This window comes from Alteromonas marina (assembly GCF_000808575.1).
Taxonomy (GTDB): Bacteria; Pseudomonadota; Gammaproteobacteria; order Enterobacterales; family Alteromonadaceae; genus Alteromonas; species Alteromonas marina_A.
Map to the genome: position 1 here is coordinate 46,410 of NZ_JWLW01000023.1, position 25,494 is coordinate 71,903.

Below are 25,494 nucleotides of genomic sequence, written 5' to 3' on the forward strand. Positions count from 1 at the left end.
AGGTCATCATGAAAGCGTTTCAGCGTGATTTTATTGAGTTTGCCATTGAACGTGGCGTACTGAAATTTGGCGAATTCACTTTAAAGTCAGGCCGCGTTAGCCCGTACTTTTTCAATGCAGGTTTGTTTAATCGCGGTGGCGATTTGGCTAAGTTGGGGCGTTTTTACGCTGATGCGTTAATGGACGCTGGCGTTGAGTTCGATGTACTTTTTGGTCCAGCCTATAAGGGCATTCCTATTGCGACTACTACCGCAGTCGCACTGGCAGATAGCCACAATCTTGACGTGCCTTATTGCTTCAACCGCAAAGAAGCGAAAACCCACGGTGAAGGCGGTAATCTAGTTGGTAGTCCACTAGAAGGTAAGGTTATGCTGGTGGATGACGTGATCACTGCGGGTACGGCTATTCGCGAATCGATGACCTTAATCGAGCAGCAGCAGGCTAGCTTGTCTGGCGTGCTGATTGCGCTAGACAGACAAGAGCGCGGTAATGGCGAACTGTCAGCTATTCAAGAGGTCGAGCGCGATTTTGGCACTCAGGTTATCTCTATTGTATCGCTTGCCGATGTCGTGGCTTATCTGACCGAGAAAGGCGGGTTTGATAGCGAAATCAGCGCCATTAACACCTATCGTGAAAATTATGGCATCTGATTTTGACAGCGCATTTAGCGCGGCTAGTCAGCATTTAGATGCGCTAGGATTGCGTTGCCCAGAGCCAGTAATGATGGTGCGTCTGAATATTCGAAAGCTGGCCGATGGGGAAACTTTATCGGTCACGGCTGACGATCCCTCAACGGCCAGAGATATTCCTAGCTTTTGCCGCTTTATGGACCACACGCTGGTTGCGTCTCAAACCGAGACCATGCCTTACCAATACGTTATTAAGAAAGGGCGCGCTTGAGCGCCTTTTTTGTTACTGTTTCTATTCGCGACCGCTAGCAGCCTGCAATAAAAGTTGCTTCAAAACCTGCTTGCTTCGCGAACAGGTACAGTGAATATCTGTCATGTGTAGCACTTCACCATTAAGCATTTTTTGAAGTACAGAAGCTCTAACGTTTAATGAGACAAAGCCGTCTTCGCTTGAAATTTGTTTCGACGCCATAACTATCTCCTTTTATCTAAAGTATTTAATGCACGGCCACAGAAGCGAGTCGTTTGCTTGCTTGGGGGACATAGGTTTGCTCAAGGGTATGCTGAATGGCCGCGATTAGCCTGCATATAGAAGGATTGGTGGCATGCAGGGGTAATATGGCAATAAGCTGTTGCTGACATTCTTGTAAAATAGCGTGAGATTCTCGCTTCCTATGTTCTTCGGCAAGCAGAGAAGATAAGTACATTCCCATAGTGGAAAAAGCGAGTACGTCTTCTTGAACTACACTGACTTTCTGCAAAGAGGTAGGCTGAAGCGCATTAAGGATAACCTTTGCGGCCTCAAAGGTCTGATAGCCTAACTCTCTCGCATAATCCAATCTACCCTGTTGATGGGCTTGCTGCGTCTGCGCTTGCATAGCATAGCGATGCTGTCGCGCGTTTGAAGGGTTTAGCTGTAGCCACTTTTTGTAAACTGGGCATAGCCGCTGAACATTCATATAAGCACCTCCTGTTTTTTATTACATTAGTGCAAATAAGAATCATTATCAAATGTAAAGTTCAAAAAATCTATTGGGTTGATTTGATATTTACGTTGTCGTGAACCAACGGCATCGTTTGTCTCGCACTATTAAGTGCTTTGAGTCACTAGTACAGGCAAGCTTATTGGCTGATTAAATTTGACAGCCACCATAAAAGAAGCACTGCAACTGAGATAGCAATAACCGCTTTCATTTTGTAGCGCTTAATGAGCTGCTCAGCTTTGTCTCCTGTGCAATACACCACAGCTGCGAGCCCAAAATAGCGAATTGAACGTGCAATAACAGTGGCTAAAAGAAAAAGTGGAAGTGAGTATTGGGTTGCACCTGCCGCAAGCATCGCAACCTGAAAAGGAATTGGGGCAATACCTAAGGTCATCACAAACCAAAAGCCTTGATTCTGCATTTGTTGTTTAACGCTTTCGAACTGTTCTTGGCTAAAAAAGGTATCGATAACCCACTGGCCAACAAGGTCAAAAAGGTAATAGCCGAGTGCATAGCCGAAGACTGCGCCAATCACGCAGCCTACGGTGGCCATTAATGCGATTTTCCATAGCGACTCTCGCCTGGCTTGCATCAACGGCACCATAACAGCTTCTAGTGGTATGGGAACAATGGTTGATTCTAAAAATGAGGCAAGAGTGATGCCCTTTAACATATGCTTAGAATCGACAAGTTTTTTGGTTTTGTGCTTAACCTTTTTACCTAGTTCCATGTAATCCCTACCACTTTATTTTCTCTACTGCTTGTAAACAACTCCGTCTTTCATCACAAAAGACACGCTTTCCATAAGCGATATATCGTCAAGCGGGTTGCCTTTAACCGCGACAATGTCAGCCAGTTTTCCTTCTTCTAGGGTGCCAAGAATATCGCTGATGCCTAGTAAGCTCGCGCTATTCACGGTAGCACTTAGCAGCGCGTCGGCAGGCTTCATACCGGCTTCAACCATTAATGAGAACTCTTGCGCATTGTCGCCGTGGGCTGATACACCACTGTCTGTACCAAAAGCAATTTTTACGCCTGCTTTATGCGCTTGTTCAAAGGTATTTTGGATAAGCGGGCCAATGGCTGCAGCTTTCGGGCGCACCAATTCCGGAAAGAAACCATCAATTTTAGCTTTGTCTGCTACGAACTTTCCTGCCAGTATTGTTGGCACATAGTAGGTGCCGTGCTTCTTCATTAATGTGCGAATTTCGTCGTCCATATAAGTGCCGTGTTCAATAGAGTCCACACCGGCTTCAATAGCCCGCTTCATGCCTTCTTTCCCATGAGCATGCACTGCTACTGTCATACCGTAGTCTTTTGCCGTTTCAACAATTGCTTCTAGTTCATCGGTCATGAACTGCGGGTTTTGGCCGCTTTTAGCAACGCTCAATACGCCGCCGGTTGCGGTGATTTTGATTAAGTCCGCACCATCTTGGTAACGAGTCCTTACTGCTTCACGGGCTTCAGCTTCGCCATTAACCACACCTTGCTTAGGGCCTACGTCTGGGCGAAGTAAATGAGATAAGCCATTACTTGGATCGGCATGTCCGCCTGTAGTAGCAATAGATTTAGCAACGGTATAAATACGCGGGCCTGTTGCATAGCCTTTACTAATAGCGTTCCTTAGCGCAACGGTTTCGTTGTAGCCATCCCCTAAGTTGCGAACCGTGGTGAAGCCCGAATTTAACGTAATCTTAGCGTAGTTCGCTGCCCGTAATGCATAGTCGGCTTCATTTAGTGAAAAGCGCTCCAGATACGTTTGTGGACCACCGTGCTGCGACGATAAATGAACGTGCATGTCCATCAGTCCAGGCATAACGGTTGACGACCTTAAATCGATGACAGTGTCGCCTTCTTGGGCTTCAGCAAACCCTTTTTTAACCGCCTTAATTTTATTGTCTTCCACAACAATGGTGACATTTTCCTGTAGGTTTTTTGATGTACCAGTAAACACTTTCCCTGCATGTATAAGCGTGTCGGCTACAGTGGAAAAGGGCGATGAGAGTAAGGCACTGGCAACAGCCAGCGTAATCAGAGGCTTGTTCATGATATAGGTCTTCTTGTTGATTGTTTTATAGACTATATCGAATGTAATGCAGTCAGAGGGATAACGCAAAACAAAGCGCTGTTAACGGTGCTTTATTGAAGATGAATTACGTTTTGATATGTTCGAAGAGACAGAAGCAACAAAATTAGGCTAGTTGCTTACTTCACCTAAAATAAAGGTGATGCCGTTTGACTGAATACTAAATTGCGTGCCGGCGTCATGCGGTTTTTCATCAGCTTGTTCAAGCAGTTGATAATAGGTATTTTGATGTAGTCTTGCCCACAAGTTTCTGCGAACGCATAGGTAGGGAATGGGCGTTGCCTCTGGATCTTGTATGGCTTTAGGCGGAACGCGAAGTTTGAGCTGATCAGAACGCTCTAACCTTACAATGTCGCCCGTTTGTGTGGTAAACACATAGGTGTTGTCACTCGCTGATTCACCCTGTTCTCTATGCCATTGAGTTACAAGAAAAGGTGTGTCTTCAACGGTTATACCCACTTTCTCTACGGGCGTAACTAAGAAGTACTTATCGCCTTCACGCTTCAACACAGAGGCAAATAGCTGAACAAGGCTTGCGCGTCCTATAGGGCTGCCTTCGTAAAACCATCTTCCATCAAGCGCTATAGTTAGATTAATGTCACCGCAAAAATCGGGATTCCATTGTTCAACAGGAGGTAAAGGGCGCGTTTTTGACGACGTGCCCTTGAGCTGTTGTTGAAATCTAGTTAGATCCACGCTCTTCAACCATTACTTTTAGTTCGCGTAGCTTTGCCTTAATGCGACGCATGTTATCTGGGCCAGTACGAAGAAGTTGTTTCTGTGGCTCGTTTAAACTCTCTAAACGATCATCAGCATATTTGTAGGCCACCGAGTCGGTATAAACCTCTACAGGAACTGGTACTTCAGGTGTATCAAGAAGCTGATCAATTGCATCTAGTAATACGCTGTTGAAGTCTTGGTCAGGACTTCCAATTTCGGCGTACTTCTCCTGAATATCGTCTTTATAAATATCGTATATATTAAGCAGTGCTTCGTTATTGAATGACTCCAACATATCTACATACGGTGTATAACGTTTATAGCTTGCTGCATCAATCCATTGCTTGCCTGCTTGAGAGTATACGCGGAAGTTCTGCTCGGGTGGCGTTAGTAACTGGTGGTTAGGCGCCATCTCATCATTTGCTAGATTCGTAACCGACACCACAAAGCGTTGAATTAGACCTTCGTCAACCAGCATGCGGTTAACCATTTCTTCGCTCGCAGACGAACTCTCAATAAGTGAAGCTTTCACCGCAGGATCGCTGGTATCCAGAGGTTCCGGCTCTGGTTCCACTGTCTCTGGAAGCGGCTCGACCTCGTCTTTCTCCTCAAGCTCTACTGTTGGGGCTGGCTGAGTAGGCTCGAATACTTCAGGCTCTTCTGGGGTAGTCACTTCAGGTTCAGTCAATTCGGGCTCAGGAGTAACTACAGGCACAGGCTCATCGTCGCTGGGCCAAAACACTACAGCCAGAATAACAATAAGTAGGATGCCTACAATAATAAAGTGTGGGCCTAACGATTTCTTTTCCGACGATTCGCTCATAATGACTCCGCTACAAAACTTTCCTTTTGGTAATACTACCAGAGATAACACCCAAATTTAGAAAATCAATCAATAGAAATGTTCCCTTCGATTGTAAATTCCTTATTTTGAACACGTTTTGAACGTAAAAAAGTCATTTTCCGATTTCTTTTTATACAAATTTAGTGGAAAACCCCCATTTTTTCTTCTCATTCACATTCGATATTATGTAAATGGAAAAATAATTTTAAAACAAATGTTTAACAAATTGGGTTTGTGTACTAATGTGTTGATTAGTCATTGAAAAGCAAATGCTAGCTCGTTGTTATCTATAATAATTAGTGAATATTTCGAGCCTCACGACCCCGTTTCAACTTAAATGTGCCCTTATAGGATAATTAGCGTGAGTAAGTTTAGACAGTATCACCCTAAATTACACCGAGCAGTAAAACGCTACAGTGTTATGCAGCATCTAATCATGCTGGGAGTAATGCTTTATCTCCTTTTAAATATCAATAACTTGTCAACTAAGCATCAGATCATCGCTGTAGCGACTGTCATTGTTATGAGTATACAAAATGGCTTTATACTGTCTAAAGCGAAAGTCGCTTTAGCTGTTGAAGGCCCTAGGTTGCTGGTATTTCCTTTACTATGGATTGCTTCTGGAATGGGAACGGCGGCGTTCCTATACAGTGCCTGCTCTCTTGCATCCTTACTGGTGTTGGCAAATGCAGTACGGTTTAAAAACCATCGACCTCCGCTAGATCTATCTAATGAACCTGAGCACCTTGCCTAACGTATATATTCTGCTTTTTCGCCCTAGCTTCCGTCATTAAATAAGAATATAGGGCGTGCAAGGTGCATACTTGATTCATGAGGTAGAAAAATGCAGAAGTTCTATTTTCGAGATATTGAAGAGTCGCCTACCGCGATAGATTATCTGGAAGTTCAGTCGTATGAGATGAATGTTTACCTGGTTTATCTCACTATCGGCAGTCAAAGTGGCATGCTTTACGACAACAAAGATAAGCCCATGCGTTTTTTTAGTGCCGGCCACATTCGCGAAGCCTTTGCGCATTGTCATGTTCAACAGGCGGTAATGAAGCACGATACCCCTTACGATGAAATGATTGGCAACCCGCCAAAAAGTAAAGAGCAGATGGCGTTACCGTTCAGTATGGATTTGCCTTACTAGACTGTTGTACGAACGCTGTAAGCTTTTTTAAGTGGGTTCTGTGTAAGTATCGTAAGGTCGCAGCGTAACGTTTTTACAGTAAAACATGGCCCAGCAACGCAAAACCGATATAAACGAAATATAAGCTACGTAATAAGTAGTTTCTTACTCGCTTAACACACCAACGAAGTGCAGGTTATAGATTCAGCCATGTGCCTGCTGCCTTTCGCATATCTACTTTAGCTTTCAATCGTTTAGCCAACAGAAATAAGCCACCTAGCTTCCTGTGTATAAACAGGGCATCTACTGGCGGCGTATGCCAAAAATTGTGCTCCATAGTCAGCGCCATTCCCTTTTCGTGAAGCCTTGCAATGAGATCGCTTTGGCCAAAGTCATAAGCGCCCTCGCAGCGAATCGCTTCACACGCCTCCATACCAATGTTTATGACGGCGTCGACTTGCGTTTGAGAGTGGCTTTCGTCAATTAATCCTATGCGAAACGCGGCTTGCTGCATCATTGCTCTATCGTTGGCTGCGGCGCTGTTAAGTAACGCTTGATACTGGGCTGAAATGGCGTCAGGCACGTCCCGTGTAGCACCAAAATCTAACAGAACGATTTCTTTTGTATCGGGTTTAAACTGATAGTTGGCTAAGTTAGGGTCGCTCTGCAGCAGCTTAAAATGAAAAATTTCATTAAAAAATAAAGTCATTAGCGCCGTCATCACGGCATCTCGGACGTCCTGAGGCTCGTTTAATAGCGCATCTAAGTCACGCGCCTCTATGAAATCCATCGCTAACACGGTACTGGTGGTAAGGGGAGCAAAGGTTTGCGGAATGACAAACGCCTTACTCCCTTTGCATTGGATGTCGGTGCTTTCAACCAACGCGCGATAACGGTTAAGCATGTCAGCTTCTCGAACGTAATCAGCTTCTTGGTGAAGCTGTGCTTTCGCCTCTTGTAAAAGCGGGTTGATATCTAGTGATTTAGGTACCAAGCCAGTAAGTTTTATAAGTGTAGCTACGTTGTCTACATCGCTATCTATGCTTTTTTTTACGCCAGGATACTGCACTTTTACTGCTAACATCCGACCGTCCATCGTAATGACTTTATGCACCTGGCCAATAGAGGCCGCAGCTATAGGGGCAAAGGAAAAGTAAAGTAAGTCATCTTGCCATTTTTCGCCCCAAGACTGATTCAACGTGGTAATTAGCTGGTCTTTTGGCATAGGGTCAGCGTCGTCCCGTAATCGCCCTAGAATAGCGGCGAGCTCTTCGGGGAGAAAATCTCCTGCATCCATTGAAATAAGCTGCCCGAGCTTCATAGCTGCACCACGCATACTGGCAAGCTGATCTGCAATGTTTGAAATGTTTTTGGGCGTTAAGAGCAGCGAAGACAACGCGGGCTTCTCACCCTTTAACAGTTGCCCTGCACCTTGTGACACCACATTACCCGCAATTCTACCTGCCAATGAACCCAAGCGGCCTATTCGCGATAAACGCGACGACGGTACCGCTCTACTAGAACGGTTTAGCGATTCAGCGGACTTATTGGGCTTCTCTGCCATAGGCTCACTCAGTTTTATTAAAGGCGAAGGGTAACGTTTGGTTTGTTATTGTCTAAACATAACCTAAAAAAAGTAACTAGAGTTTATAAATTATACTGTCGGACAAAACGTCTGGATCGGCTCTTCCAGCCAAAAGTCATTGAGGACCTGTTGACCATTGCTGTACATCAAAGATCAACAGGATTTAATGTTTAGGAAGTGAGGCTGCTAACAGGGCGATCAACGGATAAGACAGCTGTTTAAACAGAAGTCTGATTTAAAAGCCGCGTTTAGATTGCCCATAATGTACTTAAAAGAAATGTGTACTTGCCGTTCCTAGTCGCTCACCGGTTTCTTACTAGGCGAGTTGCATAAGGCAATTGTAAAAGCACTGTGTGCTAGATTATCTGTGAAATAAATTGAATCACTAGTCCAACAACGCTTCCATAAGCAAACCCAGCCCAGCCACTTGTCGCTCTATAGCGCCAAAGTGCTGCACCAAAAAAGCCACACCAAAGCATGGCAGAATAGGTGGAAACAAGGCCGCCGCCCATCCCTGTATCTGGCAAAAACAGCATGACGACGAAAGTTAGCGCCATTGCGCCACTTAACAGCACCCACATGATATTTTTCTTATCTGCGAACGCATTGTTTTGTTTGACACTCTTTGCATCGGCATCTTGCGTTTGCTGCGCATTTTCTGCTTGAACAGCGCACTGAGCTGCTTTGGATGCACGTAGTTTTCGTGCACTACGCTCACTTCTTGATTGGGGTTTCTTGACCTGTGAAGGCAACGGTGATGCAGCGCTATGGGTCATGATGTACCTCATTAACTGAATTTAGTAACTTTTTGTCCATAGTTAAGGTAGAGCATGCATGCCAAGATGACTATACGACTTCGGTCTCACACCACGAGCAAAAAAGCCCACCCGCAATCACTGCCGTTTGACAAGGAATGCGGGTGGGCTTTCACAAACTTATACCGTTAGGTATTAGTGATGGTCGCTATTTTGGCTTTTGAAGCTTACTTCAAGCAAATTTACGCTATCAGCAAAGGTCAGGGTTTTGATATCACCCTTGCCTTCTACATTTAGTGTATTCACTTGTTTTGGCCACAAGTCACGCAATGCATCATGGCGAATTTTAATGCCTTCAAGTACAGGCGGCTCAGCTGTTTCCTGATAAACCCAAAAGTGCTTACCTTCAACTTCAAAGCCAACATCAGCAAGCTTTAATGGCTCGCCTGCTGCATTTAAAATTGCAAAGTGGTGGGCGACGTAATCAGCGAATTGTTGCTGCGTTTCTATGTCGTCCATAATATCTGCGTGCTTGTCGAACAGTGCCTTAACCGCGTGTTCAGCATCGTGCAAATTAAAGCGGTGCATCACCTCAATATTTTCTGTTCTAGGATTGAACAGCACCGTGGTAATTGCTGCTTTTATTTGATGCGCTTGGGATGCAGTACTGTAGGACATTGCGCTAATTAATAGCGCAGCCGTAATTGCGAATGCACTTACGCTTGCAAGCAGAGCATGCGCGCTCTGCTGCAAGCGGGTCAAAGATAACTTATTCGTCATCTTTGTCCTCGTCGTCGGTTTTTAGCTCGGTCTTTGAGTCGTGCATAAGGTCGCGGTACTCGTAAGTGTTACGCGGCTTATTCTTATACGCTTCAATACGCGAAGGAATAATACGACGGGGGTAGTGGTTGTTTTCCACATCTACGTCTGCGGTTTCCCAGTGCGGATCAACCGTCACGCTTACCAGCTCTTTGTCTTTGTCGGTAACAATAAGCTTGCTTACCGCTTTAGGTGTACGACGCCAAATTTCCGCAGGAATACGCATTTCTTCTTTTGTGCCGTCTTCAAACGTTAGCTCAAGGATGATTGGCATCACCAACCCACCCTTGTTGCTGAAATCAAGCACGTAGTAGTTTTTGTCTTCTTTCACCGCACGCTCAAAGGCTTTACGCTCCCAAGGCTCAAGATCTTTCAAGAATTTCTTGTACTTGTTGCGCTCTTTGTTAGTTACGGTGTAACGATCGTTTTCGTCGTAGAAGTCACTAATATCTTCAAAGCGGTCTACCCAAAGTTTTTTACCTTCTTCTTTATTTCGAATATCGGTAAGCGACTTTGGTTTTTCCATTTCTGCTTCGCGTTCGCGAGCAAAGTCGATATCTGGATCTTCAGTGTCTAAACGCAGCTTGTATACGCTGTCTAGGCTGATGTCTACGTGGTCTGTGGTGTAAAACCAACCGCGCCAGAACCAGTCTAGATCAACGCCCGACGCTTCTTCCATAGTACGGAAGAAATCTGATGGTGTAGGACGTTTAAACATCCAACGTTGCGCGTACTCTTTAAACGCGAAATCAAACAGCTCACGGCCAAGAATAGTTTCGCGAAGAATGTTAAGCGCTACTGCAGGCTTGGTATAGGCATTTGGGCCAAGGCGAAGTACAGAGTCAGACTGGGTCATAATTGGCACCTGTGTCTGAGACTTCATGTAGCCAGTGATATCACGTGGCTCAACGCCCCAAGGGATCGTAGGGTCCCACTCGCGACCGGCAACGCCGTCTAGGAAGCTGTTAAGGCCTTCATCCATCCATGTCCATTGACGCTCGTCAGAGTTAACCGTCATAGGGAAATAGATATGACCTACTTCGTGAATAACCACGCCAATAAGGAAACGTTTCTCAGCCAGCGAGTACGTGCGTGAACCATCGTCACGAAGCTCTGTACGCGGACCGTTGAAGGTGATCATGGGGTATTCCATGCCGCCAACTGGACCATTAACTGACTGGGCTACTGGGTATGGGTAATCGAAGCTAAAGCGGCTATAAACATCCATGGTGTGGATGATTGATTCTGTAGAATACTTCTGCCATAGCTCGCCACCTTCTTTCGGGTAGAAAGACATAGCCATTACCAATGGTTGAGTGTCACCGCCTTGCTGATAACCACGCGCATCCCACGCAAATTTACGCGAAGAGGCCCATGCAAAGTCACGTACGTTTTCTGCCTTAAACTTCCAAGTTTTAAGCTTAGTCGTGCCTTCTTTTTCGTTCTCAATCGCTTCTTCTGGTGAAACGATGAATACGATGCGGTCAGCTTTTTCTGCCTTCTTTAAACGGTCGCGCTGTGTTTTAGTTAACACGTCTTTCGGGTTTTGAAGCACACCCGTTGATGACACGATGTGGTCAGCAGGAACTGTAATATCTACTTCGTAGTTACCGAATTCTAGCGTGAACTCACCACGGCCAATAAATTCTTTATTGGTCCAGGCTTCGTAGTCCGTGTATGCAGCTAGGCGTGGGAACCACTGTGCTAGCAAGAAGATGTCGTTACCACCTTCACGTTCGTCATCAGGGAAGTGCTCGTAACCTGCACGCGCGGAAACAGCGTCTTCTTCTACAATGTTAAACGCAAAATCGATATCGAACGTTACTTTGCTGCCTGGCTTTAGAGGCTTAGCCAAATCAACACGCATAAGCGTACCAACAATTGTGTGGCGTAAGTCATTGCCCGCTTTGTCTTCAACGCGAGAGATTGTGTAGCCTAGCTCGTTGTCGTCTACAAACTGTTGGCGGCGCAGTGCGCCCATGCTTAGCTTAGCTGGCTTGTCGCCATCGGCTGCCTGCGTGCCCGGCCCACGATTGCCGATGCCGCCAAACGTGGTAGTAAGCGCAGACATTGAATCGTCGCGGAATTTGTTTTGGTCAAGCTGGATCCACAAGTACTTAAGCGTATCTGGCGCGTTGTTGTGGTAAGTAATGGTTTCGCTTGCTTCAATGCGGCGTTTGTCTTCAAGTAGCTTTACGTCAATATCGTAATCTACTTGTTGTTGCCAATATTGGTGGCCTGGCTCACCAGCGGCGTTACGGTATACGTTTGGAGTAGGGAGAACTTCGTCCAGCTGACGGAATTTATCTTCGAAATCGCCTTTAGTTTGTTTAATAGCGGCGGTACTAGGAAGAGAAATCAGCATAGACAACACTGGCGCTAGCCAGAAAAAGTGTCGTTTTGCGGTGCTCATGCAGTTTCCTTGCAACTTGTAAGTTAGAATTGTTATAAGATAATCGTCTTTAGTATATAAGCATGCCTGCCACAATCCAATTTTTTGACCGTAAACTAACCATGTTTTAACGCAAAAAAACTGTAACAGATCGTTTTGTTTCGCGCTTTAACTGTCGTATTCTTAAGCTCTTGTTATCTTTTTCCTTTCCCATATGAACCGTTTTAATTGGCAACGTGCCGTTATAAAAGTTGGCAGTGCGCTCATTGCTCCTGAAGGCAACGAATGCAGCGGGCGTTATTTGCTGTCTCTTGCTCGATTTATTACTGCTAGTCGCGAAGCTGGCAAAGAAATTATTCTTGTCTCTTCTGGCAGTGTTGCCGCGGGCCGCAGCAAAGTGAAGATTCGCCACAACGCATCTATTGCAGAAAAACAAGCCATGGCAGCGATTGGCCAGAATTTAATGATGGCCAACTGGCAGCGCTTTTTCGACTTTCCCTGTGCACAAGTATTGTTAACGGCGGATGATCTGCGCGATAGAACCCGCTACGTGAATATTAAAAATACCTTGCGCGAAATTCTGAATCACAATGCGTTACCTATTGTGAATGAAAACGACACGGTAGCTGTCAACGAACTCAAAGTAGGTGATAACGATAACTTGGGTGCTTACACCGCCCTAGTCGCCCAAGCAGACACCCTCATTATCTGCTCAGATATCGACGGTTTATTTACCGCAGACCCAAGAAAAGACGCCAGCGCAACACTCATTCCACAGGTAGATAAAATAGACAGCACTATTTACGGCCTTGCCGGCGGCGCTGGAACAGCGATAGGAACTGGCGGCATGCGCACAAAAATTGAAGCGGCAGACAAGTGCACCAGTAGCGGTATTCAAACTCTTATTGTAAACGGGAGAAAAGGTGAAACCTTCGATGCATTGCTTGAAGGTAAAGTGCCGGGAACCTTATTCAATGCTAGTAGCACTCCCGCCAGCGCGCGCAGACTGTGGCTTACCCATACGCTTAAAACCGCTGGCAGAATAGAAGTTGATAGCGGAGCGAAAGAGGCGTTAGTGCGAAAAGGCGCGTCATTACTGCCAACGGGTATTGTTGATGTTACCGGTTTGTTTGAACAAGGCGATGCAGTTGAAGTGGTGTGCCAAGGCGAAGTTATTGCCAAGGGGCTTTGCCTGTATAACGCAAAAGACTTGACGCTTATAAAAGGGAAAAAGTCGAAAGAAATTGCCAGTGTGTTAGGTTATGAAACAACGGATGTCGCCATTCACCGTGACGATATGGTGCTTTACTCATAGCGTTACCCAAAAGAATCGCTGCAACAGACTTCCGCGCATTAAATATTATTTGGCGTTAGTCGTTCATCGATTTTCGTTATTTGCGCCAACAACAAATCGATACATTTATTCGCTAAGGGACCATCATGACTGATATCACTCCTACACTTGCCGACTACCCTTATAAAGTCACTATCGCCACACGCTGGCAAGACAATGATGCGTACGGACATATCAACAATGTTGTTTACTATGGTTTCTTTGATACCGCGGTAAACCGCTTTTTAATTGAAGAAGGTGGACTGGATATACACAACGGGCAATCCGTGGCGTATGTGGTAAGCAGTCAGTGTCAGTACATTGCTCCGGCAGCCTACCCTGAAGACATTTTTGTAGGCTTGCGCGTTGTCAAAATTGGTAGAAGTTCAGTGACTTATGGCCTGTCGGTTTATGCCGGAGAGAATAAGCGACGCGTGGCTCATGGCCAATTTGTGCATGTGTTTGTAGATAGAAAAACCGACAAGGCCATTCCTATTCCTGTTAATGTGAAAACAGCGTTAGAGTCGATTGTGGAAGTAATGTAGAGCATGGCAAAAATGACGAAACACAATGCATCACAAGCGATGAGCAACGGCAAACAAAAGCAGGTTGTCTTTCTAGATGCCGAAACCATGGATTTGCCCAGCCTTAATACCTCTTCACTTGATGACGTACAAAATAATTTCGACGCCAAGATAACGCTTCATCAACAAACTCAAGCCGAAGACGTTGCCGAGCGCATTAAAAATGCCGATGCTGTGCTGGTTAACAAAGTCGTGCTACAAGCCAAAGATTTACAGCAGGCCAGTCAGCTGCGCTATATTGGCGTAACGGCGACCGGCATGAACAATATCGACCGTGATTACTGCGAACAGGCTGGTATTACCGTTCAAAATGTAGAGGGCTACGGCACAGACAGCGTCGCTCAACATACGTTGACCTTGGCACTAAATTTGGCCACCAATTTTGTGGCGTATCAGCGCGATATGCGCAACCAAGCATGGTCTAGCTCTTCTCATTTCTGCTTACTCAATCATCCAGTGGTGGAATTGGCGGGTAAGCATGCGGTAATTGTTGGACATGGTGAGCTTGGCAAGCGTGTAGAGGCATTGTTTAAGGCTATGGGTATGCAGGTGAGTATCGCTGCTCGCCCAGGTAAACAAGACGACCCTCGTCCAAGTCTTGCATCGCTTTTACCAAATGCCGATGTGGTAAGTCTTCATTGCCCTCTTACTGAAGCCACCGACAAGCTTATTAATGCCGATACATTGTCGCTGATGCAGCCAACCGCTTTCCTCATTAATACGGCTCGCGGCGGTTTGGTTGATGAGAAGGCACTCTATCATGCGCTTAAAAACAATCAAATTGGTGGCGCGGGATTAGATGTATTAAGTGTCGAGCCTCCGCCTGTTGATCATATATTGCTTAAAGAGGCACTACCTAACTTGCTGGTAACGCCGCATAATGCGTGGATTGGTAATGGCGCTAGGCAAAAACTGCTAGATAGTGCTATTGACTATTTATCTGCCCATTTATCTTCTTTTTTATCAGCTCCCCAGGGCTAGGCACCGCTATGAATAACGCATCCTTATTTGCTCTGTGCTGCCTGATTTGGGGCTCAACCTGGATAGCCATCACTTATCAAATAGGGCATACCTCTGAAACGTTTGCCATTGCGCTGCGTTATTTGTTGGCGTCGGCCTGTTTAGGGATTTACTGTGTTATTAGGCGTTTGCCGCTTAAGCTACCGGTACATGTTCATGTGAAAATGGCCGCAGTCGGTCTCTTTTTATACAGCTTAAATTACACGCTGCTGTATATGGCACAAGCGCACATAATTAGCGCGCTGTTAGCCCTTATGAGTTCTTGCATTATATACATTAATGTTGTGCTTCGGCGATGGTGGCTTAAAGAGCCTATAAGAAAAGAAGTGGTTATAGGTGCGACATTTGGTTTACTGGGTATAGTGTGTTTGTTTGTGCCTGAGTTTTCCAAAGTTTCCATGGATGCGGCGCTTGCTACCGGCCTCGCCATAGCGTTTGTCAGCTTTTTCTGCGCCTCAACAGGTAACGTTATCTCCGAGCGTATTTTGACCTCGGGTACGCCTGTTATCCAAATGAACTTCTATGCCATGAGCTATGCCATGGTGCTGCTTTTCATCACCTCATTGGCAATGCCGGGTAAGTTGGTCATTCCTACCCATATCGAGTTCTATCTGTCGCTGCTTTATCTGGCTATCTTTGGCTCTGTGTTTGCGTTTGGCGCGTATATGAAACTGTTAAAGCAAATGGGCGCTGACAAGGCTGCGTACGTGGTCTTGGTATACCCCATGGTGGCACTGGTTATTTCTACCTTTTTCGAAGGCTATACCTGGAGCGTTTTATCTGTGGTTGGGGTGGTCATTGTGCTGGTAGGCAACGCCATTGCAATGGGAAAAGTTCCCCGCTTTATGCATCGCCCACCGGTGTCGAGCTAGGAGCTGGTAAAACCGTTTATTTGAGCGCGTTGATTTTCTTATTCAGTTCGTAAGCAGGCTCGGTAACAATGGTTTCAAGGGTTTCGATCCGCGCCATCAAAGCTTCAATCTGCGCATCTTTTTCCTCTAAACGCTGCTGCTGTTTGTCGGTCACGCTTTTAACGAACGGGTTACTGCACTCGCCGTTCATCCAGTCGTTTAGTCGCCACTGAAATTTTGCGTCTAAGTAGCTTGCCAAAAGCACAAGCGACGTCAGGCTGCCAATTAACAAAACTATACTTAACGTAGACATAATTTTTTCCTAATCCAAATTTCAAGGTTGAAGGCTTTTAGGGAAAATGCCCTAAACGCACGTTACTGCACTCACTGTTTTAACTAGTCGTTTACTGCTTGAAAAAATTACAGCATTGACGAAAAAAGTTTGTAATAAAAATTCGTGGGGGCAGACTGATAGAAGTAACACAATAAAATAACAACAGTTTTTGTGATTAGGGATGTGACGTTGGGGCAGGGTTTTGAAGATGTTTTTGCGCAATACGGGGCAATACTGAGCCGTGTAGCCAACAGCTATGAAGCAAACGAAGCGATGCAGCAAGAATTATTGCAAGAAATTGCTATTGCCGTCTGGCAGGGGCTGTCTCGCTTTAAAGGCGATAGCAGCGTGAAAACCTATATTTTGAAGATAGCTCACAACCGCGCAGTTACTCACGTAGCAAATCAAGTTAAGCGTCTCGATACCCATCAATATGACCACGATGATTTGGGCTCTGACGGGTTCGCGAGTACTACCCACTCACCAGAGGAAATGTCTAGTCAACACCAGTCTCTAGAGCGCTTGTTGCGCGCGGTACGGGCACTTCCATTGCAGTCAAGACAAGTGCTAACGCTTTCACTTGAAGGCTTAAGTTACGATGAAATTGCAGATGTCTGTGGTCTGACTAAAAATCATGTTGGTGTGATATTAAAGCGCGCCAAGCAAAGTATCATGCAGGAGCAACCACATGCATAATTCAGATAAAGAGAATCAAATGAACCCGCCGGTATCAGTAGGCGATGAGCCAAATGATGGCCTTTCTGCGCTATGGCAAGCTCAGCCAGTTACGGCTATCAACCTCTCGGAAGTAAAAGCCAGCCTAAGCAGTGAACGAACAAAGCAGCGTTGGTATATGGTGTTTGACTCCTTAGCATTTATCCCAGCGATCTACTTGCTCGTTGTTACTTGGGAAAAGTTCACTTTTATCGCCCACGCGATGTATGTTTTTATGCTGGTCACGGCTCTTCCCCTCCTTGTTTATCAGCTGTGGTTAAGAAGAGTGGCTGCATTTTCAAAAGACACTCAAACCGCTGACCACCTAACGCAGCTAATAAAGCAAATTAAGAATAACGTGAAGATTGCTGTAATCACTAAACACTCGACATGGACTGCAGTGTTATTTGGATATGGCTTTCTGGTGGAGCGCTATTTTTATGGGGAGCTTACCCCAGAGAAAATTATGAAGATGGCTATAGTTATGACTTCCATGAGCACTGTGATGCTAGTGTGGTATGTGTGGGCTAGCAAAAGACAAAAGCGTTTTGAGCGTCAACTCGAAACGCTTGAGAAGATGGCGCAGCAGCGATAAGGGCGCATGAGTGCAAAAGTACGATGTTTTAACTTTGAGCGCTTAATTCTTATTACTTGTGCTCGGAGTGCTCACGATATCTTTCATCGCTTGCTCTGCACTTTCATCGGACTCTTCAGCTTCACTGTCGTCTTCATCACTATCTTTACGGGTTCTGTTATCGCCTAAGAAAAACTCATAATAAAGGTCTAACGCAAACTCTGACTGGTCTTCTAGCGTGGTTTGAATGGCTTCTAAATACAAACTAGGTAGAAGCTGATATTTTACCGCCAAGTCAGGCGGTAGTTGTCTGCGTCTTAGCGTGCTATTGGCGTCGTTGTTACTTAGACCAACGTCCACGTTGTATTCCACAGATAATCGCTCGTTAATCTGCCCTCTTACCGACAGTAAGTCTTCGTTAGTGCTTAAACTAAAATCATCAATACCTAGCGCGCTTCCCACTTGTCCTGTCAGGGTTTTGGTGTTGGATAAACCAAAACCTACCAGCAGCGCAGCATAGTTTGGATCTTGTGTGCCCGAGTTCGGTCCAGAACCTGTGAGTAGATATGACAATACGCCCTGTTGATCCATTGCAGGCTCAGAGAACAGGTTGATACTTGGCGAATCGGCAGCCCCGTCAATGCGAATTCCCGCAATTACGTCGTCATCGGTTTTAGCCGGGTCGCGGATGGCTTCAACCAGTAACAATGGCTGGTCGATGGGGCCGTTGAACTGAACCTCACCGGTTTGAATAATTAACTGTTGCCCGTAAGCACTGTAGCGTCCGTTCAATATTTGAAGATCACCGTAACCCACAAGCGCTGGCTGGGTGTTCACGCGAATTCCGCCATATAAGCTTGCGGTCAGTCCAAACGCCTCAAGCTTCACTTCTTCGGTTTTGTTTTTATCTATATTAACTAGCACCGATGCGTGAACGATATCTAGCGGATCTTCTCTATCGGGTTCGCCTCGCAGGTGCACGTCTTTTGAAGGAGAAACAGCGCTTTCGGGGAGCGACTCTATTTCAATTCGTGCCCACGGTATATTCACTTCGCCGGTAACATCAACCTTTTCTTTTGTGGCAGCAATATCAATATTCGGAGATACCTTTAGCCTGATATTTGGTTGACGAATTTCGAAACCATTCCCTTTTAAATTGAATGTCGCGCTTGGATCAGATGACCAGTCTATATTGCCCTTAAGCGCTCCTTTACCCCCACCTAGCACAAACGCACCGTCTAGTGCTGCGGTCTGGCCATCAAGTACCACTTTTTGATTCCAATCTGCCAATGTCACGGGGGTATCTTGTATATCAATAGCGCCATTTGAAATAGCTAATTCACCATTAAGCGCCGGGTCGTCAACATAACCACTTAGCCTAATATCTCCATTAAGCTTTCCGGTCAGGGTTCTGATAGCTGGGGAAAGCGGTTTAAAAGGCGCAACGTTAAGCCCTTCCATCACTAACTTGCCCTCTAGCGGTATGCGCTCATCAAACGGTCGGGTATTTAAAGAAAGCGTAGCATCGCCAATGTCTTGACTAGAGATTAAGGATGTCGACGTTAGTTGGCCTTGCTTGATTTTTCCGTTGGTTTCTATGGAATTAATAGTAAGTGTAAGGGGGCGTGTTTCACCTAATTGCCACGGGGCAGCGCTCATCGACGCCGTAAACGTCGCATCTATAGGATCCTTGGGTGAATAATTGCCCTTTGTTTTTACCGTAAGCGTTGCTTGCGAAGGGCTTGAAACAAGGGTGGGCGCTAATTCATTTGCCCATAACCCAATCGGTAGTGAGGTAGCGCTTATGTCCCAACTGGCTTTATCTTCCTGATAATTCACATTTGCAATACACAGCTCCCCTTCTTTTCTAGAGGACCAGCAGTGTTGGCCTATTTTGGCTGTTACCGGTGTGGTGCCAATATCTACGCTAAAAGGGCTTGATAGTGTCCATTGCATATTAGCGAGTTTTAATGCGGTATCGCTGATTTCACCAATCCAATGGTTATTGGTCCACGCGCCTTTGAGCGAAAGCGCAATCTTGTTGTCGGGCAATGCCAAGTCAAGTTTTGCTGTGTGATCGCGATAGGTTCCATTGATTGCAATTTCGCCATTTAACGGCCCTTGCTGGGCTGCGGCAGCGTTTAGATTAGGCGAAATGGCAATATCAGTGAGAGCTAGGGTTCCGTTTGCGCTCGGGTTCTGCCAGGGGCCGGTGGCATTTATCTTGCCATTTATCCCGCCGGTTATTTCTGGGTATAGGCTTGAAATAGCATTAACGCTGATTGCAATATCAGCATTTAAGTGACGTTTATTGAGCACTTGAGCGACGGCGCGGATAGTATTTCTTTCCTGCTCATTTTCTTGCGTAACATTAATATTAGTTACAAATAAATCACTGGGGCCGGCATAAACTGCATTCCCTTTTACTTGCAGTGGTTTGCTTTGAAGCACGCCTGATACCGTCATATCTCTAAGGCTCATGTGTAATCCGCCGCGCTCAGAGTATTGCAATATACTGTCTATTTCTCCGCTAATTTTTTCAGGCGCATAAATGCTGAACTGTCGCCCTGATACATTCTTGAGCGTTGTCTTACCTTCCCACGCAATACTCTCATTTAGATAAAGGGTACCTGTGTTGGTTAAGCTCCCTTCCAATGCGTTTATGTTAGCTTTATTAACGAAAATATTGTTCTTTTTCAGTACCACATCAAGTGATACCGGTACATTGCCAATGTCTGGTAATGTAACGGCTCCCGCTCCTTTTAGTACGTAATCACCCATGGTGCCGGAAAGCGTTAACTGTCCTTCTTTGAGCGTAGTGTTTTCAAGTGTCGGTATGGCTTGTTCTTGCCAGTTCGCAGTGAATTCTATGGGAAGGTTACTGTCTAGAATGTTGGCCATTAGGTTAGCGTTTGCGGTAACCGCGCCTCTGGCTACAACTGACAGCGTTAAATCGTCCAACGCACCTGCGGCCGCTACACTCAGTTCTTGTGGTGTGTCGCCAAGCTTCGTTTTCGCGTTAATAGCCACATTTAATGGGAAGTTTCCGTCAAGTGTTGCGCTCGCTTTTCCTTTCACCTCACCTTGTTCATGTACAACGGTCATTTCTTCAATAGCGACATCGCTGCCCTTAAAGTGAGCCTCTAACAGCGAGATGAGTGAAATGTGTTGTTTGCTCTCCCCTTGAATTATGTGTAGATCTTCTACTAAAAAAGTACCAAGAGACAAAGGAATAGGCGTAGCTATATTTGGTAGTACGGGGACGTCGTAGCTTAGTGAGTATGACGTAGGCAAAGCGCTATCAGTACTTGGAGCCTGTTCTTTTTTTAAAGCAGGTTTTTGAGCAGGCTGCTCACTATTAGTGTCCGGTGCATTGGTCATGGCTGCCGGTGAAGAGCTGGCAGCTTCATCTTGGTTTAGCAGAGCAATGCGAACACCTTTCGCGGCTATGCTGTCGAGTACAAGGGCGCTATTTCCTTCAAAATCGGTCAGCTCTAGTTCATCAATTTCTACTGTTGTCGTAATTAGAGCAAGTTTGATATTCGTTAGCGCTAAATACCCAACATCAATAGGCAGCGGTAATTCAATCTGGCCACCTGAAGGTGCATCATCGGAAGAGTCAGGCGCGTTTGAGCGCTGTGTAAGCGTAGCGTTTTCCAGCGTGACTTCATTGACACATACTCTGGGCTCAAACAAACAACGCCACGTTACATCAATATAGGCATATTGTGCAGTTACCTTCCATTGCGGGTTTTCCCATGCAACATTATGCACTTCTAAGGTGTCAGCGAACCCGCCTTCAATGGCATCAATAGAAAGATTATCAACAAATGTGTTGGCGATTAACTTGACGGTAGGGCCCCCTAGCGGGCTGATTAATACTGCATATATGCCCACCAGTATAAAAATAGGTGACAGCAAAATAGCCGAAAGCGTACGTTTTCTCATAGCTCAGGCCCCAAGATGATGTGAACACGCCAATCATTCTCTTCTTTAGATAGTCCTCTGGCTAGATAAACTCTAACTGCACCTATGGGCGACAGCCAGTGAACCCCTGGTCCTATACCATAAGCGAGGGAGTCACTGATATCATCGGCAGCTTTGCCAGCGTCTAAGAACGCAGCTATTCGCCAGTTATCAGCAATCGAGTATGCGTATTCAACGCTTGATGTGGCCAAGTATTTACCACCAATAGACTCAACGTATAACTTACCAGTCTCTGGGTTGATGAGCTCTGCTTTGGGTGATAAGTCACGAAAGCTAAACCCTCTAACGCTTTGATCTCCACCGGCGTAAAACCGCAGTGATGCGGGTACATCATCAAAGGAATTTGTTTTAATGGCGCCTAGTTCCCCGCGTAGAGTTATTCTGTGTTTATTGTTATATGTACGAATGAACATAGCCTCAACTACCGTTTTGATATAGTCGATGTCTGAGCCTAAACCTTCTTTCCCGTATTGCGCTAGCACTTGAAAATAGTTGCCGTTACTTATATTCAACTCACTGTCTTTTTTGCTATAGGTTAGTGAGTAGCCTGGTAATACGAGCGATGTGGTATTAGCTTCAAGCTCACCCTGGTCGTAAGTCTCTCTAAGGTAAGTGAGTGAATAATCCTGTTGCCAAGGCGATCCATCCTGTTGCCAATAACGATGTGCAGACAAAGATAAGGTTTCACTCTCAAAGGAAGTGTTGTTGTACTCTATAAATTGGTAACCCGCCTCGATGCTGGCGTAATCTCGGGTTATGTTTTTCATAGGAATGCGGTAGTCGGCGGTAACCGATTGTTCGGGTTCAGAAATGAAGATATCAGATGAGACCGAATGCCCTTTATCGTTTACCCAAGGACGCTCCCATCCCAAGCGAACCCTTGGTCCTGTATCAGTGGCGGCACCCATTGATACGTTAAACGCATCTGTGGGTCTATGAAGTAATGATACTTCTACTGGCACAAGTAAGCCTTCAGCTTCACTGACAACGGGGCGGGCAATAACCCTAGTAAAATACCCAGATTGATTCAATCTGCGGTTGAAATCACCAAGTAATGCAGACGAGTAGGCATCGCCCGCTTTGAAAGGCTTTAATCGTTCAATAATGTCCTTAGCCTTGTCATCCCCTACAAACTTTAACTCGCCAAATTGATATTGAGGCCCGCTTTGTGCAATTAAAAGCACGTTCGCTTGTTTTTCGTCGCGAACCAAATCCAAGCGAGTTGCCTGCCAGAAATAGTCAAAATAGCCGTTGGATAGCGCATAGTTGAACATAGAAGATTTAAACGATTCATAAATGGTTTGGTTGAGTACATCGCCTTCTTTAAGTTGTAACGAATTAAATCGCTCTCTAAAGGCTTTGTCTTCACGCCCTGCACCAATAATTTCACGGGTCACTTTATTTATCGTGAGCGGCGCATTTAACGCAACATCTACGGCGACCTTGTCACCTTCTAGTATGCGTACGTTTGTCTCACTGTTGTAAAAGCCATAAGGCTGTACTGCTGTTGCCACCGCTTCTGCAACTTCGTCTTGCCAATAGGGGTCCGTCAATAGCGCCTTTTCTACATCAAGCCCATTTAAATGCAGACGAATATTATTACGAAGCTTTGAGTCGTCTACGCCTTTGATGTCGTAAGTGATTGACTCTTGAGCAAACGATGCCATGCACAGTAACCACAACAGCGTGCAGCATGCAGCTTTAGTCAGTAAAGACGTTGCTTGGGATTTTCTGAGCATAAATTGTCGGAAAAATAGGTCTTGCAAACTGGCAAGCCTGCTCCAAGTTGAAGGCATGAAAAGGCTAAATCCTTAAGGTAACGCTGGGCTTAGAAGCTTACCACTAGAGGGTAAAATCCATGTTCTATCTATGGTTAATAGTACCACATATACAGTTTGTATTCGCAAACTACGACGAGAGATCAAATAATTGCGCTAATGTTGATACTTTAAGCCTCGGTAGGTTTGTTTTTGTACATTATGGCCTGAGTTTGTATACTCTAGCTTGCATCGCTTTGAGGTTTACCCGTTAGCTAAAGTTCCGCCAACAATAAAAATTTACAAGGGAATGTTATGTCTTATTTCAAGGCTTTCTCACCAGCTTCACTTATTGCCATATTGCTGCTTACTATTTCAACGTATTTGAGTGCAGCGCCTGCGACAGAAAAAAGTACCTACGAAGCGTTTAGTTCGCTGCCAACCTATTGGACACCGTCATTGTCACCCGATGGAACGAAAATCGCTTTTGTTCAAAACGTTGAGCAAGAAGAAGCATTTGCCATGCTCGCAACTTACGACTTAAAAAAGGGGGAAAAGCATTACCTGCTGCGCTCTGATAATGAACGCGTAAAGATTAATTGGTACCACTGGGTAAACAACGAGCGCTTGGTAGTCAGTGCTCGTTACGAGACGCGGCGTGGTACGACCAAAGTGCACGACACGCGCTTGCTAAGTGTGAAATTTGATGGAGAGGGCGGCGCATTTAACATGGTTGAATGGGAGAGAATTAAACGCAGAGCCGGTAACCCTAGCCACATTCCTCAATTCCACGATGATGTCATTGATTGGCTACCCGATGATCCCGAGCATATTTTAATAGCATTAGATGCCGAGGTGTTAGGCTTACCTTCGGTATATAAAGTTAATGTAAACACTGGTGGAGTAAGCCGAGTCGTGCGTGGTAAAAAACGTATTAGAGACTGGCTTACGGATCAACAGAGTAACGTACGTATCGGTATTTCTCTTAACTATGATACTGGCGAACGCGAGGTGTTCTTAAAAGAAGGTGACGACTGGCGAACCTTGTTTGCCTATAACGCCATGACGGAGAAGGGAGAGTACCCTGTCGGCTTTGCAAAAGACCCTAATATTTTATACTTCAAGGCCTACAAAGGCGACTACCGCGCGCTGTATACCTTGAACCTAAAAACCAACGAGCGCATTGAAGTTTATGCTGATGAAGGCTACGACGTAAACGGTAGCCTTATCTACTCACCGGTCACGCGAGATGCGATAGGGGTGCGACATGACGGCCGTTTTTATTGGGATGAACGCTATGTTGCCTTACAAAATGGTATCGATATAGGACTTCCTGATTATGATAATACGCTAGTCAGTTTCAGTGACGATGAACAGACCTATATTGTTTACTCTGAATCTGACATCCTACCTGGCGTTTATTTATTAGGAAATCGCAAAGAAGGTACGCTCGATGTGCTATTTCAGCAATACAGCCAAATAGACTCGACGCAATTATCCGAGCATCAATTGATTGAGTACGAAGCTCGAGATGGGATCAAGATTGAAGCGTATTTAACTCTACCAAAGGGTGACGGACCTTTCCCAACTATCATTCACCCCCACGGAGGCCCGGGGGCTCGCGATTTCAGTGGTTTCGATTACTGGACAGCATACTTCACCTCGAAGGGCTATGCAGTTTTACGTCCAAACTTTAGAGGCTCTAGAGGTTATGGGTACAGCTTCGCCCAAAGCCAAATGAAAGGCTGGGGCTTAGCTATGCAAGACGACATCACGGACGCGGCAGGCTGGATGGTTAAACAAGGTTATGCGGAACAAGATAATATGTGCATTGTTGGCGCAAGCTACGGTGGATATGCAGCTTTAATGGCAACGGTTAAAACCCCTGATTTATTTAAATGCGCTGTGAGTTTTGCCGGCGTAAGTTCACTTAAACACGTCGTCATTCATTCTCGCCGTTTCCTGAACAATGAATTCGTTAAAAATCAGATTGGGGATGACTACGATGATTTAGAAGCGCGTTCACCTTATTACAATGCGGAAAGTATCAAGACACCTATTTTACTTGTACATGGCGAAGAAGACCGTATTGTTCCGCCTCTTCACAGTCGTTACATGGCTGATGAATTAGAAGACCTCGATAAAGTCTTTAAGTATGTAGAGCTTGAAAGTGGCGATCACCACCTTTCTATTCAGCGTAATCGACATTTGTTTTTTAAAGAAATGGATGCATTTTTGGATGCGCATTTGAAACCAGCCAAAAGCGGCGAGACGATGGCAGCAGACCTTACAACCGAATAGCTCCCGTTAAACATGTCAGTATTTACGACAAACGCGTGTGAGCTGACGGCTTTTTAACCAAATTTCAGGTATACTATACAAGGTGCGAATATTC

The 25,494-nt window shown here is 45.5% G+C and carries 24 protein-coding genes; 11 read left to right on the forward strand and 13 right to left on the reverse strand.

Annotation, left to right across the window (positions count from 1 at the left end; all coding sequences use genetic code 11):
• Positions 1-8 precede the first annotated feature (8 nt).
• Together pyrE and tusA are read left to right on the forward strand one after the other, a co-directional pair.
• Positions 9-650 (forward strand): orotate phosphoribosyltransferase, encoded by a 642-nt coding sequence (gene pyrE / locus RJ41_RS12490; RefSeq protein ID WP_039221293.1) that lies wholly within the window; start codon positions 9-11, stop codon positions 648-650.
• Complete coding sequence (gene tusA, locus RJ41_RS12495; protein ID WP_014951430.1) at positions 640-900, forward strand: sulfurtransferase TusA; 261 nt, start codon at positions 640-642, stop codon at positions 898-900. Before pyrE ends, tusA begins: the two co-directional genes overlap by 11 nt.
• 21 nt (positions 901-921) lie before the next feature.
• On the opposite strand, the gene RJ41_RS12500 is transcribed toward tusA, so the two are convergent.
• The 6 genes from RJ41_RS12500 to RJ41_RS12525 all read right to left on the reverse strand — a co-directional run bounded on the left by RJ41_RS12500 (position 922) and on the right by RJ41_RS12525 (position 5,241).
• Positions 922-1,101, reverse strand: coding sequence for a hypothetical protein (locus RJ41_RS12500; RefSeq protein WP_014951429.1), 180 nt, complete (start codon positions 1,099-1,101; stop codon positions 922-924).
• A 25-nt stretch (positions 1,102-1,126) separates the two neighbouring features.
• Positions 1,127-1,588, reverse strand: a complete 462-nt coding sequence (locus RJ41_RS12505; protein WP_014951428.1) for a hypothetical protein — start codon at positions 1,586-1,588, stop codon at positions 1,127-1,129.
• Positions 1,589-1,751: 163 nt separating this feature from the next.
• Positions 1,752-2,342, reverse strand: coding sequence for a YqaA family protein (locus RJ41_RS12510; RefSeq protein WP_039221298.1), 591 nt, complete (start codon positions 2,340-2,342; stop codon positions 1,752-1,754).
• A gap of 24 nt (positions 2,343-2,366) precedes the next feature.
• Positions 2,367-3,659 (reverse strand): amidohydrolase family protein, encoded by a 1,293-nt coding sequence (locus tag RJ41_RS12515; protein ID WP_039221300.1) that lies wholly within the window; start codon positions 3,657-3,659, stop codon positions 2,367-2,369.
• A 150-nt stretch (positions 3,660-3,809) separates the two neighbouring features.
• Positions 3,810-4,394 (reverse strand): DUF1285 domain-containing protein, encoded by a 585-nt coding sequence (locus RJ41_RS12520; RefSeq protein WP_039221302.1) that lies wholly within the window; start codon positions 4,392-4,394, stop codon positions 3,810-3,812.
• Entirely contained in the window at positions 4,381-5,241 is an 861-nt protein-coding gene (locus tag RJ41_RS12525; RefSeq protein WP_039221305.1) for a DUF3014 domain-containing protein, read from the reverse strand. Before RJ41_RS12525 ends, RJ41_RS12520 begins: the two co-directional genes overlap by 14 nt.
• Positions 5,242-5,623: 382 nt before the next feature.
• On the opposite strand from RJ41_RS12525, the gene RJ41_RS12530 reads away from it, so the two are divergent.
• Together RJ41_RS12530 and RJ41_RS12535 are read left to right on the forward strand one after the other, a co-directional pair.
• Positions 5,624-6,016 (forward strand): hypothetical protein, encoded by a 393-nt coding sequence (locus RJ41_RS12530; protein ID WP_014951423.1) that lies wholly within the window; start codon positions 5,624-5,626, stop codon positions 6,014-6,016.
• Positions 6,017-6,106: 90 nt separating this feature from the next.
• On the forward strand, positions 6,107-6,415 hold the full coding sequence (locus tag RJ41_RS12535; RefSeq protein ID WP_014951422.1) for a DUF6482 family protein: 309 nt from the start codon (positions 6,107-6,109) through the stop codon (positions 6,413-6,415).
• A 175-nt stretch (positions 6,416-6,590) separates the two neighbouring features.
• On the opposite strand, the gene RJ41_RS12540 is transcribed toward RJ41_RS12535, so the two are convergent.
• The 4 genes from RJ41_RS12540 to RJ41_RS12555 form a co-directional block, all read right to left on the reverse strand.
• Entirely contained in the window at positions 6,591-7,958 is a 1,368-nt protein-coding gene (locus RJ41_RS12540) for an ABC1 kinase family protein (RefSeq protein WP_039221309.1), read from the reverse strand.
• Between the two features lie 377 nt (positions 7,959-8,335).
• Positions 8,336-8,755 carry a hypothetical protein gene (locus RJ41_RS12545; RefSeq protein ID WP_039221311.1) on the reverse strand — a complete coding sequence of 140 codons (420 nt, stop codon included), beginning with the start codon at positions 8,753-8,755 and terminating at the stop codon, positions 8,336-8,338.
• A gap of 174 nt (positions 8,756-8,929) precedes the next feature.
• Positions 8,930-9,514, reverse strand: a complete 585-nt coding sequence (locus tag RJ41_RS12550) for a DUF6702 family protein (RefSeq protein ID WP_039221314.1) — start codon at positions 9,512-9,514, stop codon at positions 8,930-8,932.
• Positions 9,504-11,966 (reverse strand): M1 family aminopeptidase, encoded by a 2,463-nt coding sequence (locus RJ41_RS12555; protein ID WP_039221316.1) that lies wholly within the window; start codon positions 11,964-11,966, stop codon positions 9,504-9,506. The genes RJ41_RS12550 and RJ41_RS12555 overlap by 11 nt, the downstream gene beginning before the upstream one ends.
• A 193-nt stretch (positions 11,967-12,159) precedes the next feature.
• Between RJ41_RS12555 and proB the strand changes: the two genes are divergently transcribed.
• The 4 genes from proB (at position 12,160) to RJ41_RS12575 (ending at position 15,754) form a co-directional block, all read left to right on the forward strand.
• The gene (gene proB, locus RJ41_RS12560) at positions 12,160-13,260 is read left to right on the forward strand and encodes a glutamate 5-kinase (RefSeq protein WP_039221319.1); all 1,101 of its coding nucleotides are present in this window, start codon (positions 12,160-12,162) and stop codon (positions 13,258-13,260) included.
• 125 nt (positions 13,261-13,385) lie between these two features.
• Positions 13,386-13,823, forward strand: coding sequence for an acyl-CoA thioesterase (locus tag RJ41_RS12565; protein WP_039221322.1), 438 nt, complete (start codon positions 13,386-13,388; stop codon positions 13,821-13,823).
• A 3-nt stretch (positions 13,824-13,826) separates the two neighbouring features.
• Positions 13,827-14,843, forward strand: a complete 1,017-nt coding sequence (locus RJ41_RS12570) for a D-2-hydroxyacid dehydrogenase (RefSeq protein ID WP_039221325.1) — start codon at positions 13,827-13,829, stop codon at positions 14,841-14,843.
• An 8-nt stretch (positions 14,844-14,851) separates the two neighbouring features.
• Complete coding sequence (locus tag RJ41_RS12575; protein WP_039221328.1) at positions 14,852-15,754, forward strand: DMT family transporter; 903 nt, start codon at positions 14,852-14,854, stop codon at positions 15,752-15,754.
• 16 nt (positions 15,755-15,770) lie between these two features.
• Here the strand turns inward: RJ41_RS12575 and RJ41_RS12580 are convergent, their stop codons facing one another.
• Positions 15,771-16,046: a hypothetical protein gene (locus RJ41_RS12580; RefSeq protein WP_014951413.1), complete on the reverse strand. Its 276-nt coding sequence runs from the start codon at positions 16,044-16,046 to the stop codon at positions 15,771-15,773.
• Positions 16,047-16,256: 210 nt separating this feature from the next.
• On the opposite strand from RJ41_RS12580, the gene RJ41_RS12585 reads away from it, so the two are divergent.
• Complete coding sequence (locus RJ41_RS12585; protein WP_014980752.1) at positions 16,257-16,763, forward strand: RNA polymerase sigma factor; 507 nt, start codon at positions 16,257-16,259, stop codon at positions 16,761-16,763.
• A complete protein-coding gene (locus tag RJ41_RS12590) occupies positions 16,756-17,376 on the forward strand; it encodes a hypothetical protein (protein ID WP_039221331.1) in 621 nt (206 codons plus the stop codon). The genes RJ41_RS12585 and RJ41_RS12590 overlap by 8 nt, the downstream gene beginning before the upstream one ends.
• 42 nt (positions 17,377-17,418) lie before the next feature.
• Here RJ41_RS12590 and RJ41_RS12595 read toward each other — a convergent pair whose 3' ends face one another.
• Together RJ41_RS12595 and RJ41_RS12600 are read right to left on the reverse strand one after the other, a co-directional pair.
• Entirely contained in the window at positions 17,419-21,303 is a 3,885-nt protein-coding gene (locus RJ41_RS12595) for a translocation/assembly module TamB domain-containing protein (RefSeq protein ID WP_039221334.1), read from the reverse strand.
• On the reverse strand, positions 21,300-23,138 hold the full coding sequence (locus RJ41_RS12600) for an autotransporter assembly complex protein TamA (protein ID WP_039221337.1): 1,839 nt from the start codon (positions 23,136-23,138) through the stop codon (positions 21,300-21,302). Before RJ41_RS12600 ends, RJ41_RS12595 begins: the two co-directional genes overlap by 4 nt.
• A gap of 276 nt (positions 23,139-23,414) precedes the next feature.
• Here RJ41_RS12600 and RJ41_RS12605 point away from each other — a divergent pair, with 276 nt between their 5' ends.
• Positions 23,415-25,400 carry an alpha/beta hydrolase family protein gene (locus RJ41_RS12605; protein ID WP_039221341.1) on the forward strand — a complete coding sequence of 662 codons (1,986 nt, stop codon included), beginning with the start codon at positions 23,415-23,417 and terminating at the stop codon, positions 25,398-25,400.
• Positions 25,401-25,494 lie beyond the last annotated feature (94 nt).

Bases quoted from the DNA above. Each gene is read 5' to 3' on its own strand.
- proB (WP_039221319.1), top strand. From the start codon at position 12,160: ATGAACCGTTTTAATTGGCAACGTGCCGTTATAAAAGTTGGCAGTGCG.
- RJ41_RS12545 (WP_039221311.1), bottom strand. From the start codon at position 8,755: ATGACCCATAGCGCTGCATCACCGTTGCCTTCACAGGTCAAGAAACCC.
- RJ41_RS12535 (WP_014951422.1), top strand. From the start codon at position 6,107: ATGCAGAAGTTCTATTTTCGAGATATTGAAGAGTCGCCTACCGCGATA.
- RJ41_RS12525 (WP_039221305.1), bottom strand. From the start codon at position 5,241: ATGAGCGAATCGTCGGAAAAGAAATCGTTAGGCCCACACTTTATTATT.
- RJ41_RS12575 (WP_039221328.1), top strand. From the start codon at position 14,852: ATGAATAACGCATCCTTATTTGCTCTGTGCTGCCTGATTTGGGGCTCA.
- pyrE (WP_039221293.1), top strand. From the start codon at position 9: ATGAAAGCGTTTCAGCGTGATTTTATTGAGTTTGCCATTGAACGTGGC.
- RJ41_RS12540 (WP_039221309.1), bottom strand. From the start codon at position 7,958: ATGGCAGAGAAGCCCAATAAGTCCGCTGAATCGCTAAACCGTTCTAGT.
- RJ41_RS12505 (WP_014951428.1), bottom strand. From the start codon at position 1,588: ATGAATGTTCAGCGGCTATGCCCAGTTTACAAAAAGTGGCTACAGCTA.
- RJ41_RS12605 (WP_039221341.1), top strand. From the start codon at position 23,415: ATGTCTTATTTCAAGGCTTTCTCACCAGCTTCACTTATTGCCATATTG.
- RJ41_RS12595 (WP_039221334.1), bottom strand. From the start codon at position 21,303: ATGAGAAAACGTACGCTTTCGGCTATTTTGCTGTCACCTATTTTTATA.
- RJ41_RS12550 (WP_039221314.1), bottom strand. From the start codon at position 9,514: ATGACGAATAAGTTATCTTTGACCCGCTTGCAGCAGAGCGCGCATGCT.
- RJ41_RS12500 (WP_014951429.1), bottom strand. From the start codon at position 1,101: ATGGCGTCGAAACAAATTTCAAGCGAAGACGGCTTTGTCTCATTAAAC.
- RJ41_RS12555 (WP_039221316.1), bottom strand. From the start codon at position 11,966: ATGAGCACCGCAAAACGACACTTTTTCTGGCTAGCGCCAGTGTTGTCT.
- RJ41_RS12510 (WP_039221298.1), bottom strand. From the start codon at position 2,342: ATGGAACTAGGTAAAAAGGTTAAGCACAAAACCAAAAAACTTGTCGAT.
- RJ41_RS12590 (WP_039221331.1), top strand. From the start codon at position 16,756: ATGCATAATTCAGATAAAGAGAATCAAATGAACCCGCCGGTATCAGTA.
- RJ41_RS12580 (WP_014951413.1), bottom strand. From the start codon at position 16,046: ATGTCTACGTTAAGTATAGTTTTGTTAATTGGCAGCCTGACGTCGCTT.
- tusA (WP_014951430.1), top strand. From the start codon at position 640: ATGGCATCTGATTTTGACAGCGCATTTAGCGCGGCTAGTCAGCATTTA.
- RJ41_RS12565 (WP_039221322.1), top strand. From the start codon at position 13,386: ATGACTGATATCACTCCTACACTTGCCGACTACCCTTATAAAGTCACT.
- RJ41_RS12515 (WP_039221300.1), bottom strand. From the start codon at position 3,659: ATGAACAAGCCTCTGATTACGCTGGCTGTTGCCAGTGCCTTACTCTCA.
- RJ41_RS12600 (WP_039221337.1), bottom strand. From the start codon at position 23,138: ATGCCTTCAACTTGGAGCAGGCTTGCCAGTTTGCAAGACCTATTTTTC.
- RJ41_RS12570 (WP_039221325.1), top strand. From the start codon at position 13,827: ATGGCAAAAATGACGAAACACAATGCATCACAAGCGATGAGCAACGGC.